This window comes from Planosporangium mesophilum (assembly GCF_016863255.1).
Taxonomy (GTDB): domain Bacteria; phylum Actinomycetota; class Actinomycetes; order Mycobacteriales; family Micromonosporaceae; genus Planosporangium; species Planosporangium mesophilum.
On record NZ_BOON01000039.1, the window covers coordinates 106,829 to 123,990 of the forward strand.

Sequence of the window (17,162 nt, forward strand, 5' to 3'; positions counted from 1 at the left end):
CTCCTCAGGGGCCGGACAGCTTGTAGCCGACGCCGCGGACGGTACTGATCAGCCTCGGCCGGGCGGGGTCGTCCTCCACCTTCGCGCGCAGCCGCTGTACCGCCACGTCGACCAGGCGTGAGTCACCCAGGTACGAGTAGTTCCAGACCCGGTCGAGCAGCACGTCGCGGGTGAACACCTGGCCGGGGCGGCGGGCCAGCTCCAGCAGCAGGCGGAACTCGGTCGAGGTGAGCGGAAGCTCGCGCCCGTCCTTGTACACGGTGAAGCGGGCCGGGTCGATCTCCAGCCCGCCGACCGACAGGGTCGTCTCCTCGACCGGGGCCGACGAGCGGCGCAGCAGGGCCCGTACCCGGGCCGTCAGCTCGGCCGGGTCGAACGGCTTCCGGACGTAGTCGTCCGCCCCGCACTCCAGCCCCACGACCACGTCGATGGTGTCGGTCCGGGCGGTGAGCATGAGGATCGGTACCTGGCTGGTCCGGCGGATCTCGCGGCACACTTCCAGGCCGTCCGGCCCGGGCAGCATCACGTCCAGCACGATCAGATCGATCTCCTGCGCGCGCCACAAGGCCAGCGCCTCACGGCCGTCCACGGCGGTACTCACCCGGAAACCGGCGCGCCGCAGGCCCAGGGCGGTGACCTCCCGGATGGAGGCGTCGTCCTCCACGACGAGCACCAAGCCGTCCATAGAGACTGTCATACATGACACCTCCATGATCACCGAGAGTTCGGGGTGCCATGACGCCGAAACTCTCAGTGATCATGAGAAGAGGGGTGGCTACCAGCGGTGCGCGACATCCAGCACGATCCGGCTGTGCGTGCCCGGCCCGGAGAGCACGAACACCCGGTACGGCAGCCGGGCCCGGACGCCCACGGCGAAGCTCGTGTACCCCTCGAAGCTGCCGCCGAAGACCACGTCGCGCAGGGTCTGGTACCCGACGACGTTCGCGGTGTGGTCACCCGAGCGGTACGGGTACGCCTCCGCGCCGGACTGGTAGTACGCCGGCGCGAGCAGCGTCACCTTCAACACCGCGCCGCCGGCGGTGTACGGCGACAGGGCCAGCCCCTGACCCTCCGTGTACGCCTCGCCGTAGGAGATGGCGTACCCGTTCGCCGGCCCGTCGAACTCGAACACCACCCGGTCGTAGCAGTCGTGCTGACCGGTGCGGCTGTACAGCAGGACAGCGGTGCTCAGCGCGTCGGCGGACCTGTCCTGGCTGCCCCAGGTGATGCCGCAGTACGGCGCCGCGGTGGACGCCCGCATCATGCCGGCGCCGGCCGGAGCCGCGGCGGCCACCAGGCCGCAGGCCGTCACGGCCATCGCGACCAGTACGTTCCTGAGTTTCATCGTGCCCTCCCTGAGCGAGTCGCCCCGCCGGGTTGGCGGTGACAACTACGCACAGTGGGCCGGTTGTGCCACCGTGGCGCCACCGGCACGTAACCGGAGGGTTACGGCGGGCGGGCGGCGGACGTCAGAGGTCCGCGCCGACCGGGTCGCGTCCGACGGCGCCGCGGCGGATAAGCCGGGCTGACGTCGCGCCGCTAGGCTTGGCGCCGGTGGCACCGCGCAAGTCACGGTGAATGGTCACGAGACCCGGAGGAGCCGCGATGAGGCTTGGCCTGCACTACTGGAACTTCTCGATCCCCGATGACCCGGCCGCGATCGCCCCGACCCTCGCCGAGACGGCGCGCATCGCCGAGCAGGCGGGCTTCTCCTCGTTCACGGTCATGGACCACTACTTCCAGATGGAGTCGATGGCGTCGGCCGCTGAGCCGATGCTGGAGGGCTACACCACGCTGGGCTACCTCGCGGCCAAGACGGAGCGGATGACGCTCGGCCTGCTCGTCACCGGCGTGATGTACCGCTACCCCGGCCTGCTGGCGAAGATCGTCACGACCCTCGACGTGCTGTCACAGGGCCGGGCGCGGCTGGGGATCGGCGCCTCCTGGTACGAGCGTGAGCAGGCCGGTCTCGGCGTGCCGGTGGTACCGGTCGCCGAGCGCTTCGAGCGGCTCGAGGAGACACTGCTGATCTGCCTGCAGATGTGGAGCGACCTCAACGGCCCGTTCAAGGGCCGCCACTACCAGCTTGCCGAGACGCTGTGTGTACCGGCGCCGATCAGCCGGCCCCGCCCGCCCATCATGATCGGCGGCGGCGGAGAGCGGAAGACGCTGCGGCTGGTGGCGCGGTACGCGGACGCCTGCAACCTGTTCGGCACCGGCCCGGCCGAGGTCGCGCGCAAGCTCGACGTGCTGCGCGAGCACTGCGCCGCCGAAGGGCGCGACTACGACGCCATCGAGAAGACGGTCCTGGTCATGCGCCCGGCGCTGGTCGACGTGGACGCGTTCGTGGCCGAGGTCGGCGAGTACGCCGGGCTCGGCGTGACCGAGGTGCAGACGATGCCCGACCGCCACCCGGTGGAGTACGCCGAGCAGTTCGCCGAGCGGGTGGTGCCGAAGCTCGCCACGCTGGGTTAGTAATTCAACCCATACCCGTACGGGAACAGCCCGATCTTGCCGTCCCCGCTGTTGATCGGTTCCTGGCTCGTGCCGGCCGGCCACGTGACCGGCAGCTTCCCGGTCGGGTTGTAGCCGCCGAACAGCACGTCGGCCACGCCGGCGCCCTCGCTGCCGGGCAGCCAGGAGGCGACCAGCGCACGCCAGTCCGGTAGTTGCGCGGCGATGTCCAGCGGTCGGCCGGAGACGAGCACCGTGACGACCGGTACGCCGGACGCCTTGAGCCGCTGCAGGGTCGCCAGGTCGGTCGAGTCCAGCCCCATCGCGCCGGTACGGTCGCCCTGGCCCTCCGCGTACGGCGTCTCGCCGACCACCGCGATGGCGGCCCGGTACGAGGAGTCGATGCCCGAACCGTCGCGGCTGTACGTCACCGTGCCCCCCGATCCGACCGCCGACCGGATGCCCTGCAGGATCGTGGTACCGGGGACGATGTTGCCGGATCGGCCCTGCCAGGAGATGGTCCAGCCACCGCTGGAGTTGCCGATGTCGTCGGCGTTCTTGCCGGCGACGAAGATCTTCCCACCGGTACGGGACAGCGGCAGGATCCCGCCCGCGTTCTTCAGCAGCACCTGCGATTCGCGTACCGCCTGGCGGGCCAGGTCCCGGTGGGCCTGGCTGCCGACCGTCTGCGCGTAGGAGCGGTCGGCGTACGGGTGCTCGAACAGGCCCAGTTCGAACTTCTTGGTCAGGATGCGGCTGACCGCGTCGTCGATGCGGGAGGTCGGGACGGCCCCGGACTGGACGGCGGCCTTCAGGTAGGAGATGAACGTCCGGTAGTCGTTCGGCACCATGATCATGTCGAGACCGGCGTTGATCGCGGTGGTGACCTCCTGCTGAGTGAAGCCGCTCGCCCCGTCGAGCTGGTCGATCGCGGCCCAGTCGGAGACGAGGAAGCCTTTGAAGCCGAGTTCGCCCTTGAGTACGTCGGTGAGCAGGTACCGGTTGCCGTGCATCTTGACGCCGTTCCAGCTGCTGTACGACACCATGATCGAGCCGACGCCGCGGTCGACGGCGGCCTTGAACGGCGGCAGGTGGATCGCCCGCAGTTCCTGCTCGCTGACCTGGGTGTCGCCCTGGTCCCGGCCGCCGGTGGTGCCGCCGTCACCGACGTAGTGCTTGGCGGTCGCCAGGATCGACGCGGGGGAGGCGAGCGTCGGGCCCTGCAGGCCGGTGATCACCGTCGTCATCGACGAGGCCAGCTCGGGGGTCTCGCCGAACGACTCGTACGTGCGGCCCCACCGGTCGTTGCGGGCCACGCACAGGCACGGCGCGAACGTCCAGTCCAGGCCCGCCCCGGTGACCTCCTCGGCGGTGGCCCGCCCGATCTGCTGTACCAGGGCCGGATCGCGGGTGGCGCCGAGACCGATGTTGTGCGGGAAGATGGTCGACCCGTACACGTTGTTGTTGCCGTGCACCGCATCCAGCCCGTAGATCATGGGGATGCCCAGCGGCGTGGCGACCGCGGCCCGCTGGAAGCTGTCGTACATGTCCGCCCAGCCGGCCGGGGTGTTGGGCGAGGGTGCCGAGCCGCCACCGGACAGGATCGAGCCGACCCGGTACGTGGTCACGTCCGCCGTACTGATCGCGCCGCGCTCGGCCTGGGTCATCTGGCCGACCTTGTCGTCGAGGCTCATCCGTCCGAGCAGGTCTGAGACCCGGTCTGCCACCCTGCGCGACGGGTCCTGGTACGGGTACGTGTAACCGGCCGCCGGTCGGGTGGCGTCCGCCCGGGCCGGGGCGCCGGAGCCGGCGGCCGCGAAGGCCAGCGGCACCGCGACGGCGAGCGCGGAGAGGGGGGCGACCCGCCGGAGGCGGCGCCGGGGTACGCCGGATGCGTCCGGTCGCGGGCTCATGACAGATTCTCCTTCGTCGATATGTTGACGATAGGAGGACGGGGTGGGTGGCGCTAGTGGGAGCGTGCCCAATTTCCGGGAAGGCCACGGCGGCGCGCTCGCCATGTGCCGAAACTTTCGGCTGCCGTGCCGGCGGCTGAGCCATCGTTAGACGTCGATCAGATCGTGGATGGACCTAAGGGAGATCTCACGTACACTCGCGCCATGTCCGCGTCCGCTGATCACGCGCACGGCGCTCCCCGTCCCCGCCGAGCCGTCACGATCGCCCGGATCGCCGAGCGGGCGGGCGTCTCGGTTCCGACCGTTTCGAAGGTGATCAACGGTCGGTCCGATGTCGCCGCCGGTACCCGGGAGCGCGTCGAGGCCATCATCAGGGAGTACGGCTATCAGCGGCCGGAGAAGGCGGTCAGCACCGCGCCTCTGCTCGAACTGATCTTCCACGAGCTGGAGAGCGCGTGGGCGATCGAGATCATCCGGGGCGTCGAGGAGGTCGCACGGGAGGCCGACCTGGCGGTGGTGCTGTCGGAGCTGCAGGGCCGCCACACCCCGCGCCGGGGTTGGATCGAGGGCGTGCTGGCGCGCCGGCCGACCGGCGTGATCTCGGTCTTCTCCGGGCTCAGCCCGGAGCAGCGGTCCCAATTGGACAGCCGCGGGGTGCCGTTCGTCGTGGTCGACCCGACCGGCGAGCCGGGCCACGGTACGCCGTCGATCGGCGCTACCAACTGGAGCGGCGGGCTGTCGGCCACCCGGCACCTGCTCGACCTCGGGCACCGCCGGATCGCCGTGATCTCCGGGCCGGACCGCGTCCTGTGCAGCCGGGCCCGGCTGGACGGCTACCGGGCCGCGATGGACGCCGCCGGCCTGCCGGTCGAGCGGGACCTCATCCGCACCGGTGACTTCCACGTCGAGGCCGGTTTCGCGCAGGCCCGCGCGCTGCTGGCGCTGCCCGACCCGCCGACGGCGATCTTCGCCGGGAGCGACCTGCAGGCGCTCGGCGTGTACGAGGCCGCGCGCGAGGCCGGCCTGCGCATCCCCGACGACCTCAGCGTGGTCGGCTTCGACGACCTGCCGGTGGCCCGCTGGGTCGGGCCGCCGCTGACCACGGTCCGTCAGCCGCTGGTGGAGATGGCCGGCGCGGCCGTCCGCCTGGTGCTGGCCCTGGCCAGGGGTGAGCGGCCGGAGCAGACCCGCCTTGAACTCTCCACGAGCATGGTGGTGCGGCAGAGTACGGCCCCACCGAGAGAGCGCTGATCGAAACATTTCGAAGCCATTCCGCTATGTTGCGACGACTGCTAGCGTCGGCGCACATGCCGGCGATACCGAACCCGGTCATCCCGGGCTTCCATCCCGATCCCAGTGTCTGCCGGGTGGGCGACCAGTACTTCCTCGCGTGTTCGAGCTTCGAGTACTTCCCGGGCGTACCCGTGTTCCGAAGCTCCGACCTGCGCGCGTGGGAGCAGCTCGGCAATGCGCTGGACCGGCCGTCCCAACTGAAGCTGGCGACCGCCCCGTCCTCCGGCGGCGTCTACGCCCCCACGCTGCGCCACCACCGCGACCGGTTCTGGCTGGCCACCACCAACAGCTGGGACCGTGGGCACCTCATCGTCACCGCCGAGGACCCGGCCGGGCCGTGGTCGGACCCGGTCATCGTCGAGTTGCCCGGCGTCGACCCCGACCTCGCCTGGGACACCGACGGCACCTGCTGGTTCACGTACTCGGTCTTCGGTGACGGGATCCTGCAGGCGCCGATCGACCCGTACACCGGAAAGGTGCTCGCCGACCCCCGGCGCGTCTGGTCGGGCACCGGCCTGGCGTACCCGGAGGCACCGCACCTGTACCGCATCGGCGACCAGTGGTTCCTGCTCATCGCCGAGGGCGGCACCGAACGCGGCCACGGGGTGTCGGTGGCCCGCGGCCCCGCCCCGGGGGGTCCGTTCGAGGCGTACCCGGGCAACCCGGTGCTCAGCCACCGCAGTACCAGCCGGCCGGTGCAGAACACCGGGCACGCCGACCTGGTCCAGGCCGCCGACGGTTCGTGGTGGATGGTGCTGCTCGGCGTGCGGCCGCTCGGCGCCTCGCCGGCCTTCCACGTACTGGGGCGCGAGACGTTCCTGACCCCCGTACGGTGGGTCGACGGCTGGCCGGTCCCGGAACCGGTCGCCCCGGACCCCGCACCGGTCGCGTTCGGCACGCGGGACGACTTCGACCACCCCACGCTCGCGCCGGCCTGGCTGTCGATCCGCCGCGCGTCCACGGAGGCCGGTTCGCTCACGGCCCGGCGCGGCTGGCTGACGCTGTTCGCGACCGGCGACTCGTTGGACGGTTCGCGGCCCGCCTTCGTCGGCCGGCGCCAGCAGCACGCCGCGTGCCGCGTCCGGGCACGCGTCGACGCCGGGGCCGGCCGCGGCGGGGTGGTGGTACGCCTCGACGAGCGGCACCACTTCGAGATCGAGACCAACGGCGAGGAGGCGTGGTGCCACGCCCGGATCGGCCCGCTCGCGCAGCGGCTCGGCTCCGGCCGGGTGGACCGGGGGCCGGTCGTGCTGTATGTCGAGGTCGAGCCCGCGCCGGCATCCTTCGGTACCATCGGCGTCCCGCCCGACCGGATCCGGTTCGGCTTCGAACCGGACCGGGGCGGCGACCGTACCTGCCTCGCCGAGCTGGACGGGCGCTATCTGTCCACAGAGGTGGCCGGCGGGTTCACCGGGCGCGTGATCGGAATGTACGCCGCGAGCGGGACGGTCGCCTTCGACTGGTACGAGTACGCGAGCACCTGACGCCCCTTCTCCGGAGGCCGGCGCCGCCGCACGGTGGCACGATGAGTGCCGTGGCCGAGGATGGCGAGCTGGCCCACCTGTTGGAGATGCTGGCCGCGGCCGGCGTGCCCGAAGGCGAGGTGCTGCGCGCGCTCGACCGGCCCGACGGCCTCGAGAAGATGATGCAACGCCTGGTCGACGCCGGGCTGCTGCCGTCGCGGCAGGAGTCGCTGGCCGGGCTGATGGCGATGTGGAAGCCGCTGCTGCGGCGCGACTGCGACCCGTGGAGCGCCGAGCTGGCCGGCGTCGAGTTCCTCAGCATGATGTACGAGACCGCCTCGGCCGAGGACGAGGTGCCCGAGCTGCTGGACAGCCTGATCTCGCAGGCCGAGGAGTACGGCCGTCCGGAGGCGCTCGCCATGCTGCGGGTCCTCGCGGTGGTCGGGCCGGAGCAGGTGCGGCCGGCGGCGGCGGAGGCCGCGGACCGGCTGGTGTCGGCGGGGCTGGTGGACCGCCCGTGGGCCAGGCGGCTCGGGACGCCCCGCGCCGGAGCCTGCTTCGGGTACACCGACGGCGCCGGGGTGCACGAGGCGCTCGCGGTCACGTTCAGCTACGGCCGCCGGCGGCACGCGCTGGCCGTACTGGTCGACCACGAACTCGGCGGCGGGGTCAAGGACTGCTGGCCGGCCGACGACCCCGACCTGATCCGTGCCGACTACCAGCGGGCCGCCAACCGGTACGGGCTGACCTTCCACGACTACGAGCCGGCCGAGGCCCGCGCCATCCTGGACGGCGCGCTCGGCAAGCCGCCCTGCCCGGTCGCGCCCGACCAGGTCGCGGACGTGCGCTGCTACCTGGAGCTGCTGCGGTCCCGGGCCTCGCTGCTGCCGTCCCGCGCCCCGGCGCGCAGCCGAACGGCGACCGTGTACCGGGTGAAGGTCACGCTGCGCGGCGCGAAGCCGCCGGTCTGGCGCCGCCTGGAGGTGCCGTCGCAGACCACCCTGTACCGGCTGCACCGCGGGATCCAGGCGGTGTTCGGCTGGGGCGGGTCCGGCCCGTGGGTGTTCCGGACCCCTACCGGCGACTACGGCGTCGACCGTGGGTCGGGTCAGCGCAGTTCCCGGTCGAGCAGGCTCGACGATGTCGCCCCCCGCGTCCGCAGCCTGATCTACTACGGGCACGACCGCGCCGACCACGAGATCCTCGTCGAGGAGGTGCTCGCCGCCGAGCCCGGGGTCGCGTACCCGCGCTGCCTGGCCGGTCGCCGCGCCGCGCCCGGCGATGCCGGCGCCGACGGGTTCGGTGATGCCGGCGCCGACGGGTTCGACGTGGACGGCGCGAACCGGGCGCTGGCGGGGCTGGCCCGCGTCCTCACCTGACGGGTGCCCGGCAGGGTGTCCACTCTGGTCGACGGTTCAGCCCAGAAGCCGCTCGACCTCGTCCAGGGTCGGGGGTTGGGCGCCCTTGCGGGTACAGGTCAGGGCCGCCGCCGCGACGGCGAACCGGAGCGCGGTTTCGAGATTCCCGGGGTCGGGAGCACCCGACCCGAGCCGGTGCAGGAAGGCGGCGGTGAAGGTGTCACCGGCTCCGACGGTGTCGACCACGTCGACGCGGACCCCCGGTACGCGTACCGGATCCTGGCCGCGCGCCACCGCGACCGCGCCGTCCGCTCCGGCGGTGACGAGCATCAGCGCCAGGTCATGCTCCCCGAGCCAGGACTGTGCCACCTCCAGCGGCTGCCGGTCCGGGTACAGCCAGGTCAGATCGTCGACGCTGGCCTTGCCGAGGTGGGCGACGTCGAGCCAGTCACCGATGTGGCGCCGGTAGGCGTCCCGGTCGGGCAGCAGGGCCGTCCGGACGTTGGCCTCGTACGTGACCGTGACGGCGTCGCGGTGCGCCGAGACCCACTCCCGGAGCACGGCCGCGCCGGGGGGCATGATGCTGGCCAGGGAGCCGACGTGCAGTCCTCGGGTACCGGGTGGCAGCCGGCCCGGCAGCTCGTCGACCGACCACTGCCAGTCGGCGGTGCCGTTGACGTAGAACTGGTAGTCGGCGCTGCCGCGCTCGTCGAACGAGACCACGGCGAGGGTGGTCGGCTCGGCGGCCGCGACGGCGAGGCTGAGATCGACGCCCGCGTCCTGAAGGTACGACCGGAGCTGCCGGCCGAAGTTGTCACCGGAGAGCCGGCAGGCAAGGGCGGCGGGGGTGCCCAGCCGGGCGAGCGCGACGGCCGTGTTGGCCGGCCCGCCGCCGTACGCCGCGCGCCAGGTAGCCGGCGGCCCGGCGGGTACGAGATCGATCAGTGCCTCGCCGCAAACCACGATCATCGCCCTCACCTTTCCATGGCCGGATCCTCCGAGTCTTCTCCGATCATGGGGTGTACGTCTATCGCAGACGGCGGCGGCGGACTGTCACCAGCCACACCACGAGCGCGGCGAGCGCCAACCCGTTGAGGGTGTACAGGAGGGTACGGCTGGTACCGGCCACCGCGGTGGCCGGTGGCTGATCGGCGGCCTGCGCGCTGGGGTTCGTCCCGTTCCGGGCGTCGCCCGGCGCCCCGGCGACCCCGGCCAGGCCGGGCAAGGGTGGTTCGGCCAGCTGCCGTCGGGCGTCATCCGGCGGCCCGGGTGGAGTCTGTTCGCGCCCGTCGGTTTGTTGGCTCCCGTCGGTGCCCGGCGTGGCGCCGGCCGGCTGCGTCCCGGCGGTGGGCGTCGGCTGCGCCCCGGTCGGGGGAGCGGTGGACACCGGGGCGGGTGGCGTCGCGGCCGGGGGCGTCGCCTGCTGCCCGACCCGCATGCCGGGCGGGCTGGCGTGGCTGTGCGCGGCGCCGCCTCTGGAGGCGCTCCCGCCCGGTTCGCGGGTTGCCGTCGGGGCCGGGGCGGCGCTGTGGCCGCCACCCGCCGCCGCGCCGACGGGTCCGGCCGCGTCGCAGCTACGCCCGGCGTTGATGCAGTCGACGGCCAGCCGCATCAGCGCGTCCGGCATCAGGTTGGTGAAGTCGGCGTGGTCGGTGAGCGGGTTGTGCTTCTGCTCCGGGAAGCTGTCCAGCGAGATCAGGGATCCTGCCGGTACGTCGTAGCTGAGGACCATCCGCAGCTGCGGTACCGCGACCGTCCGCTGCCAGCACGAGCCGTCGTTCTTCGGGAACACGATGTGCGACCGGTGGTTCGGGCTGTCGGTGTTCCGGCCGTCCCAGCAGCTCGGGAAGTCGAGGATCCGCTGCACCCTGCTGCCCTTCGGGCAGATCGGGTACTTGACCGTGGTCCGGTCCTCGAAGCCGGCGCAGGTCCACGCGGCCCGGGCGTTGGCCGGTCCGTTCGTGCCCGCCTTGGCGTCGCCGGTGATCACGCGGAGGAACGTGGGCATCGCCCGTACCTTGGTCTTGGCGTTGCCCCGGAACTCCAGTCGCACGTCCGTCGGGCGAAGGATCACGCCGACGTTGCTGTCCTGGCCGCCGCCCGGTTCGGCGACGTCCGGGCCCGCCTTGCCGCGGCCACGCAGTACCGGCCAGAAGTACGTGGACCGGTCGCCGCCCTTGCAGGTGGTGCCGGCGGCCGCGAGGCTCTGGTCGGTGGAGAAGCCGTCGGTGGAGAGGTTGCCGACGTAGTCGTGTACGTGGTGCGCGCCGTTGCTCACGCCCGGCGCCACGATGAAGTTGTCCGGGTTGCGGTGGTTGTTCTCGTTGCGACCACACAGCGAGACGAAGGTGCCCCGCGAGGCGTCGCGTCCGGCGGTCGCCGCGCGCGGCTTCGCCGTGACATCGGAGATGTTGACGAAGTCGCTGGCCAACGGCCCGCCCCGGTCGCCGTGGTGGCAGGACGCGGGAAGGCCTGAAGACTTCACCGTGGGTGAGGCCGCGGGGGAGGCCGACGCGGAGGCCGCAGCCGCCGGCGGCGACGCGGAAGCCAGAGCCGCAGCCAACTCCCCAGCCGCCGAGTCCCTGGTCGGAGGCGGGGCGGTCGACGGTGACGCCGAGGCCTGGTGCCTCGGCGCGCTGCTGGCCCTCGGTAGGTCGCAGGCGCCCGGCGCCTGGTCATTGGGGAACCGGGCCATGAGGGCCAGGATGTCCGGGTCGGTGTTCTCCTTCGCCGCCGCGGCCCGGATCCCGGCCGCGAAACCCGCCGCGAGTACGAGACCCATCGCTATGGCCAGGATGCGCTTGCGCCTCGACCGAACCCGCCGCGCCGCTCGCCTCATGTACCCGTCACCTCGTTCGCTTCGTCGGGCCGTAGTATTCCGGTCCCGGCGCGCCGGCGAAACATCGTCTTATGATCTTGAAAATTCTGTCCAGTGTGGAGTTTTAGCAGTTCAAGGCGGGTTGGTGAGCCTCGATGCCTATCCGTGACGCGGTTTACCTGTGGAAATCTCAAGCAACATTTAAGGCTGTCTTGAACTGCTACCCAATTCCATGATCACCGAGAGTGTCGGGGCGCCATCGGGCCCGGCAATACATCCCCACGGTGCCGGCGTGCCGTCGGACGAGATCGCTCCCTGCCGGACGACGACAACGAACACCTGCTCGTCTGTGGTACCCGTGTACTCACCGATCCGCAGGGTGAGGTCGACCCGCCATCCATCGCTCGGCACCACCCGCGCGACGGCTAGCTTCTCGACCGGCCCGGGCGAGCGGTACTCGTCCCTGTGGGCCGGCCGCTCGATTCCGCCTGGGTGCGACTCCGCTGAGGGAAGGACCGGCGCCGTCCGCTGGTGCGTGACAGTGCTTCCCGGCGCGCGCGGGTGGCGGCGGGCGCGGGTATTTTGCGTCGCCCGAGCCAGCACGACAGGTGGAAGGTTGAGCGCGGCGGCATAGGCCACCAGGGATGTCTGGGTCGGTAGCCTCACCTCGCGCTCGTACCGGGAAACCTCATGCCTGGTGAGCGTCGGCCGGCCGGCTTCGGCGCAGATCCGATCGGCAAGCTCGCTTTGGCTAAGCCCGAGGTCAAGCCTCCGCCTGGTAACCAGTTCCCCGAATGACAACTGCTCATCGTGCGCCCCCGAGGCCGGTGTCCCGCGCGACCACATCAGTCGACCACCGGCGTGTGCGGGTGCTGCTGCAACCACTGTCGTGCCTGCTGCGCGAGCGGGTGAAGGACGTCGTTCACCGCCGGGTTGTCGCTCAGTCCGACGTGACTGGTCAGCGCTGCCCGGTAGATCTCGTACGCGGTGGTGTCGAAGATGGGAAATCCCCGACGTTGTGCCTCGTGGATGTCGCGCACGTACGGCCGGTCGGGAAACTCCGGCATCGACAGCACCATGTGTTCACCACCCGACCGGGCCGGAGATGCCACTGCTCGCATGGCGCCGGGCCGGGGCCTTGCGCGGGTACGTCTGCTTGCCGTTGTGGTCGTTGCGAGCCCCGGGATTACGGGTCACCGAGAACTGCACCTTGCTTATGTCGATCAACAGCTTCACGACATGCCTCCTGCCACTGAGCGCGTCCCCTGTGGACTGTCGCTCTCGGCCCTACGAGCGGTTGTCGCTCGTGACGTCAAGAACACCTCGCGGAAGCCGGGGAGTGTCAGATGACGGAAGTTAATTCGGTTAACTTGGCGGTGTTAACCGATGACGACCAGTGTCGATTCGTTCAGAATGGAGCGGGCCAAGCGGACAGCCATGACCGGAGGTAGGCATGGAGTTCAGTGCGTCGTCTCAGGCGGCAACGCCGTTGCAGGCCGCTCGGCTTGAGCTCGGTTGGAAGCAAACACAGACCATCCGTGCCCTGCAGCAAGCTGCCGTCGACCTGGGTGTGACCATCGCGGAGGAGCGCAGCCTGAAGACGATGCTGTCACGATGGGAGAACGGACATGGACAAATTGATGCTGTCTACCAGCGCCTCTTCTGCCGGATCTACGGTCGTGATCCTGATGAGCTTGGGTTCGTCGGGGATAGCGTCAATGGTTCAATAACGCTTCAACGAGTCGCACCACGTGTCGGCCCTGAACTTGTCAGTTACTTCCGGAACGTATTTGCCGAACACGTTCGCGCCGACAACCTCATGGGTCCACATCATTTGGTAGACGTTGTCGGTACCCAAACTCGGCTGCTCGATGCGATGATGTCGGATGCTCGCGGCGAGACCCGGCAGGAGTTGCTGTGCCTCGCATGCCGATACAACGAGTTCACGGGTTGGCTCTACCAAGATGCGTGTGATCCCGCCACTGCTATGCGGTACACCGACCGGTCGATGGATTACGCGCTAGAGATGAACGACGCCCGGGAGATGGCGTACGTGTTGATGCGCAAGGCTGATATTGCTACCGACCTCGGCAACCCCGACCGAACGATCGGCTTGACTGAGGCTGCACTACGGAACGCTGGGCAAGTGCCGCCACGGATTCGGGCGCTGATCCTTCGGGAGCGTGGCCGCGCGAGCGCACGACTCCGGGATGCCAGCGAGTGCGCCCGAGCTCTCGACTCGGCGCGTGAGGAGGTGTTGCGGCCTGACGACGTGTCGGAAGACAGAGCGCCGTACTGCACCCAGTCGTACATCGACATGGAGGCGGCGAACTGCTGGAGCGAGCTGGGTCAGTTCGACTCGGCCATCGCCACCTACGAGCGCAGCCTGGAAACCTGGCCGGAAGCGCTGCGACGAGACCAAGGACTGTGCCTTGCGAGGCTGACAAACGCCCATGTCGGCCGTGAGGACATCGAGCGAGCATGTCAAACCGGCCGACGTGCGATTGAGATCATTAAGTCCGCTACGTCGAGCCGGGCGCTTAGCGAACTACAACGCGTACGCGTACGACTAGCGCCGTGGCGGCGGGATGCGGAAGTATCGGATCTAAGCGAGCGGATCCGGAGGTTGGTCTAGCCGGCCGCGTGAACAGGGGAGGGCGACCTGGCCGTGATCGACCTCATCACCGCAGCAACGTCAAAAGACGAGGCAGACCGGCAAACCAGCGTCGCGCTCCTACCGGTAGGCAGCTTCGAGCAGCACGGCGACTACCTCCCGCTAGCTACGGACACGATCGTCGCGTGCGTCGTCGCCCGGGAGATCGCTCGCCAGTACCCGGTGATGGTCTTGCCCCCGATCACGATCTCCTGCTCCCACGAGCACGCTGGTTGGCGAGGGACCGTGAGTATCAGCGCCCGAACCCTGCACCAGGTGGTCACCGACATCGCGGAGTCCCTGGCGATGTCTGGCGTCGAGCGCCTGGTCCTCATCAGTGGGCACGGAGGCAACTACGTCCTCGCCAACATCGCTCAGGAGGCATCGGTGCACGGGCCACGCATGGCGGTGTTCCCGATGGGGGCCGACTGGGAACGAGCGCGCCGGGACGCAGGCATGGAGACTGGCGGTCACGAGGACATGCACGCCGGCGAGTTAGAAACGTCGATCCTGCTGGCCACGTACCCGGAGGTGATCCGGACCGGCAACAAGACGGCTGACTGGGAAGCCAACGACCGTGCGCACTTGCTCACCCTCGGCATGACGGAATACACCAAGTCCGGCGTCATCGGGCGCCCGTCCCTGGGCGCGGAGGCGAAGGGCAGCGACGCTCTGACAAGTCTGGTCCGATCCTTCGCGTCCACCTTCTCGGCAGTGACTAGCCAGGGCTAACGGTCGCCTGTAGGCATCCGCTGCTGTCGCGGAGACATCGGGCTGCTCTCGACGGGCCGCTACCGGGAGGCGAAGCAGCTCACCCAGGACGCGGCAGATTTCCTAAATCCGGGCTTGGCCGATGCCTCTCCCGAGTACTTGTCGATCTACGGAACCCTGTTCCTCGCCGGTGCTGTTGCAGCGGCCCGCGATGAGGACCGAGCTGCCGTGCGCGCCTATCTCGAGGAGGCTGACGAGTCCGCTCGACGGCTCGGCGGAGATGCCAACCATCTGTGGACAGCCTTCGGCCCCACCAATGTTGCGATCCACCGAGTGACGACGGCGATGGACCTCGGTGACGTCCAGGTCGCCATCGACCTCGGCCCGCAGCTGGACACCTCGGCACTTCCGACGGAACGCCGAGTACGACACGCGATGGAGACCGCGAGGGCGTTGAGCGCGTGGAACCGTACTGACGAGGCACTCTCCACCCTCCTTGACGCCGAGCGAATCGCGCCGGAACAGGTCCGCCACCACGCATTGAGTCGCCGTTTCGTGCAGACCTGGATGCGTCGTGGTCGTCGCAAGCCAAGCTTTGAACTGGCTGGTCTTGCTCAGCGGGTGCATGTCACGGCCTCACCACTCTAGAGTCGAGATCGTGACCTCGACTGAAGCCCAGCCCAGTGCCCTCGCTAAACCGCTCGTAGCTGCAGGCGTCATCTTCGTCGACGAACATGACCGGCTGTTGCTGGTACGGCCCACCTACAAGGAGTATTGGGATATCCCGGGCGGGTACGTCGAGCCGGGCGAGAGCCCTCGAGAGGCCGTCGTCCGAGAGGTCGCGGAGGAACTGGGCATCCGTCCACCGATCGGCGACCTACTCTCGGTCGACTGGGCACCGCATCCCGAAGAGGGAGACAAGGTCCTCTTCATTTTCGATGGTGGAAGGCTGAACCCCAACGTCTTGTCCAGCGTCCGTTTCGGGGACGGTGAGATTGCCGAGTACGCGTTCGTCCCGACGGCTGATCTGGACCGCTTCACCATTGCACGTCTCGTTCGCCGACTCCAAGCCACGCATGCAGCGCGAGGGTCGGGCCGATCCACGTACCTGGAGCACGGTGCGCATCCGGAAGCCTGAACCTAGGCGGCCGGCTGCCGGTTGATTGTCGGGCCCCACTTGATGCGTTACGGATCGCAGTCAGATGATCCGTGACAGCTCCGGCTAGACGATCTCCGATTGCCCGGCCGGTGGGCCGGGCTCAGCTGCCCACCAGTTCGGCTCGGTCTGCTGCCAGGTCAGCGTGCCCTCAAAGTTCCAGTACTGACGGAGGTACTGGAGAAGGTCGTCTTGGGCGATCTCGATTGGTGCGTCCTGCGGGGTGTCGGGCAGCACCCCGCAGCCGATGGCACCAGGGATCTCCGTCACCGAGACGCGCCACCCCTTGGGCGTTCGGTAGAGCACCACGTGCTGGATGCCGGCCTCGCTCATCGCGCGCCTCCTGGCTGGATGGCCCGTCGTGGGGTTCGGGTTTACGGACCTTGAATCTAGCGATGTTCTTGCTGGTCGTGCGGGCAACCTCGGCGATGAGCTGGTCGCGGTCGTAGAGGCGGAAGGTGGTGTAGTCGGCTTTTGCCGTGACATCCAGGAATGAGGCGAGGAACAGCCGCCGCGAAGCGCTGCCCGCCGTTCCGATCGGCTCGCAGCCCCCTGCTGGCCTAACTGCGCTAGTGCACGACACATCGTGGAGTAATGAGGGCTTGTTTGCCTTCCTTCAGGGCATTCGCGGCGTCCGTCCCAGGCTGCAGATCGCGCCTGTCCTTACGCAACTCGCCAAACATCATGGACTACCGGCAGTAGACGAAGCTCTGGAAAAGGTCAGGGGATAGAAGTCACTCGTCGCTGTCCACATCGGTCATGCGCCGTATCCAATCGAGGTAGCCGTCTGAGCCCGCGACGATTGGTACTGCCGACACCTCCGGATTCGACCACGGATGGTGTTCGAGTAGATGAGCCTCAAGCTCCTTGAACCGGGAGATGTGAGTCTTGAGCGACAGGCGCCACTCCTGACCTACGCCAAACTCACCGAGGTGCCAGAAAACGGACTCCACCGGTCCGACGATTTGAGCGCCAGCGACTAGCCGTGCCTCCACTGCTGACCGCGCTAGTTGCTGGGCAGCTTCCCGAGTGTCGGTTGCTGTCGAGACCTCGATGCAGCCAGTCGTGGTGCCTAGCTCGGCAACTATCGCAGCCGTTGACCTGGGAATATCGCTTCTAGTCGACACAGCATCAGCCTCAATGTCAGATCCGGTCGTCACCGGGCCCATTGTGACACTCTCGCTTGGCTAAACGGGTACGCGAACATCTACGATCGCTCACCCCGAGAGATCGACCGGCTGCCGGCGAGCCACCCGCTTGATCTTGGACGCTCCTATTTATGTCAAGCCGTGACGAGCAGCTAGCACGCTGATCAACTCAGGCATCTTCCGGCTGTCAACGAC

The 17,162-nt window shown here is 69.2% G+C and carries 18 protein-coding genes; 8 read left to right on the plus strand and 10 right to left on the minus strand.

The annotated features are described in order from the left end of the window. Positions 1-4: 4 nt before the first annotated feature. Together Pme01_RS20960 and Pme01_RS20965 are read right to left on the minus strand one after the other, a co-directional pair. Positions 5-685, minus strand: a complete 681-nt coding sequence (locus Pme01_RS20960; RefSeq protein ID WP_168117065.1) for a response regulator — start codon at positions 683-685, stop codon at positions 5-7. 90 nt (positions 686-775) lie between these two features. Next, the gene (locus tag Pme01_RS20965) at positions 776-1,345 is read right to left on the minus strand and encodes an AMIN-like domain-containing (lipo)protein (RefSeq protein ID WP_203935768.1); all 570 of its coding nucleotides are present in this window, start codon (positions 1,343-1,345) and stop codon (positions 776-778) included. Positions 1,346-1,605: 260 nt separating this feature from the next. Between Pme01_RS20965 and Pme01_RS20970 the strand changes: the two genes are divergently transcribed. Beyond that, on the plus strand, positions 1,606-2,475 hold the full coding sequence (locus tag Pme01_RS20970) for an LLM class F420-dependent oxidoreductase (RefSeq protein WP_168116962.1): 870 nt from the start codon (positions 1,606-1,608) through the stop codon (positions 2,473-2,475). Here Pme01_RS20970 and Pme01_RS20975 read toward each other — a convergent pair. After that, entirely contained in the window at positions 2,472-4,367 is a 1,896-nt protein-coding gene (locus Pme01_RS20975; protein ID WP_168116961.1) for a glycoside hydrolase family 3 protein, read from the minus strand. The two genes, Pme01_RS20970 and Pme01_RS20975, sit on opposite strands and share 4 nt — an antisense overlap. Before the next feature lie 204 nt (positions 4,368-4,571). On the opposite strand from Pme01_RS20975, the gene Pme01_RS20980 reads away from it, so the two are divergent. The 3 genes from Pme01_RS20980 to Pme01_RS20990 are packed head-to-tail and all read left to right on the plus strand — an operon-like array spanning position 4,572 to position 8,502. Next, positions 4,572-5,618 (plus strand): LacI family DNA-binding transcriptional regulator, encoded by a 1,047-nt coding sequence (locus Pme01_RS20980; RefSeq protein ID WP_168116960.1) that lies wholly within the window; start codon positions 4,572-4,574, stop codon positions 5,616-5,618. Positions 5,619-5,674: 56 nt separating this feature from the next. Further along, positions 5,675-7,144 (plus strand): glycoside hydrolase family 43 protein, encoded by a 1,470-nt coding sequence (locus Pme01_RS20985; RefSeq protein WP_168116959.1) that lies wholly within the window; start codon positions 5,675-5,677, stop codon positions 7,142-7,144. 41 nt (positions 7,145-7,185) lie between these two features. Next, the gene (locus Pme01_RS20990; RefSeq protein WP_168116958.1) at positions 7,186-8,502 is read left to right on the plus strand and encodes a plasmid pRiA4b ORF-3 family protein; all 1,317 of its coding nucleotides are present in this window, start codon (positions 7,186-7,188) and stop codon (positions 8,500-8,502) included. 36 nt (positions 8,503-8,538) lie between these two features. On the opposite strand, the gene Pme01_RS20995 is transcribed toward Pme01_RS20990, so the two are convergent. The 5 genes from Pme01_RS20995 to Pme01_RS21015 form a co-directional block, all read right to left on the minus strand. Then, a complete protein-coding gene (locus Pme01_RS20995; RefSeq protein ID WP_168116957.1) occupies positions 8,539-9,450 on the minus strand; it encodes a carbohydrate kinase family protein in 912 nt (303 codons plus the stop codon). A gap of 58 nt (positions 9,451-9,508) precedes the next feature. Beyond that, a complete protein-coding gene (locus Pme01_RS21000) occupies positions 9,509-11,320 on the minus strand; it encodes a DUF1996 domain-containing protein (protein WP_203935769.1) in 1,812 nt (603 codons plus the stop codon). A gap of 180 nt (positions 11,321-11,500) precedes the next feature. Further along, the gene (locus Pme01_RS21005; protein ID WP_168116956.1) at positions 11,501-12,145 is read right to left on the minus strand and encodes a helix-turn-helix domain-containing protein; all 645 of its coding nucleotides are present in this window, start codon (positions 12,143-12,145) and stop codon (positions 11,501-11,503) included. Next, on the minus strand, positions 12,145-12,366 hold the full coding sequence (locus Pme01_RS21010) for a hypothetical protein (RefSeq protein WP_168116955.1): 222 nt from the start codon (positions 12,364-12,366) through the stop codon (positions 12,145-12,147). The genes Pme01_RS21005 and Pme01_RS21010 overlap by 1 nt, the downstream gene beginning before the upstream one ends. Before the next feature lie 16 nt (positions 12,367-12,382). After that, the gene (locus tag Pme01_RS21015; RefSeq protein WP_168116954.1) at positions 12,383-12,535 is read right to left on the minus strand and encodes a hypothetical protein; all 153 of its coding nucleotides are present in this window, start codon (positions 12,533-12,535) and stop codon (positions 12,383-12,385) included. Positions 12,536-12,752: 217 nt separating this feature from the next. Here Pme01_RS21015 and Pme01_RS21020 point away from each other — a divergent pair, with 217 nt between their 5' ends. The 4 genes from Pme01_RS21020 to Pme01_RS21035 all read left to right on the plus strand — a co-directional run bounded on the left by Pme01_RS21020 (position 12,753) and on the right by Pme01_RS21035 (position 15,801). Next, positions 12,753-13,934, plus strand: a complete 1,182-nt coding sequence (locus Pme01_RS21020) for a helix-turn-helix domain-containing protein (RefSeq protein WP_168116953.1) — start codon at positions 12,753-12,755, stop codon at positions 13,932-13,934. A gap of 36 nt (positions 13,935-13,970) precedes the next feature. Next, positions 13,971-14,684 (plus strand): creatininase family protein, encoded by a 714-nt coding sequence (locus tag Pme01_RS21025; RefSeq protein WP_168117062.1) that lies wholly within the window; start codon positions 13,971-13,973, stop codon positions 14,682-14,684. Between the two features lie 114 nt (positions 14,685-14,798). Further along, positions 14,799-15,311 (plus strand): hypothetical protein, encoded by a 513-nt coding sequence (locus tag Pme01_RS21030; RefSeq protein WP_203935771.1) that lies wholly within the window; start codon positions 14,799-14,801, stop codon positions 15,309-15,311. A 10-nt stretch (positions 15,312-15,321) separates the two neighbouring features. Further along, positions 15,322-15,801, plus strand: coding sequence for an NUDIX domain-containing protein (locus Pme01_RS21035; RefSeq protein ID WP_239088366.1), 480 nt, complete (start codon positions 15,322-15,324; stop codon positions 15,799-15,801). Positions 15,802-15,885: 84 nt separating this feature from the next. Here the strand turns inward: Pme01_RS21035 and Pme01_RS21040 are convergent, their stop codons facing one another. Further along, complete coding sequence (locus Pme01_RS21040) at positions 15,886-16,152, minus strand: hypothetical protein (RefSeq protein WP_168116952.1); 267 nt, start codon at positions 16,150-16,152, stop codon at positions 15,886-15,888. Between the two features lie 401 nt (positions 16,153-16,553). Next, entirely contained in the window at positions 16,554-16,979 is a 426-nt protein-coding gene (gene cutA / locus Pme01_RS21045; protein ID WP_373315504.1) for a divalent-cation tolerance protein CutA, read from the minus strand. Between the last annotated feature and the right edge of the window lie 183 nt (positions 16,980-17,162).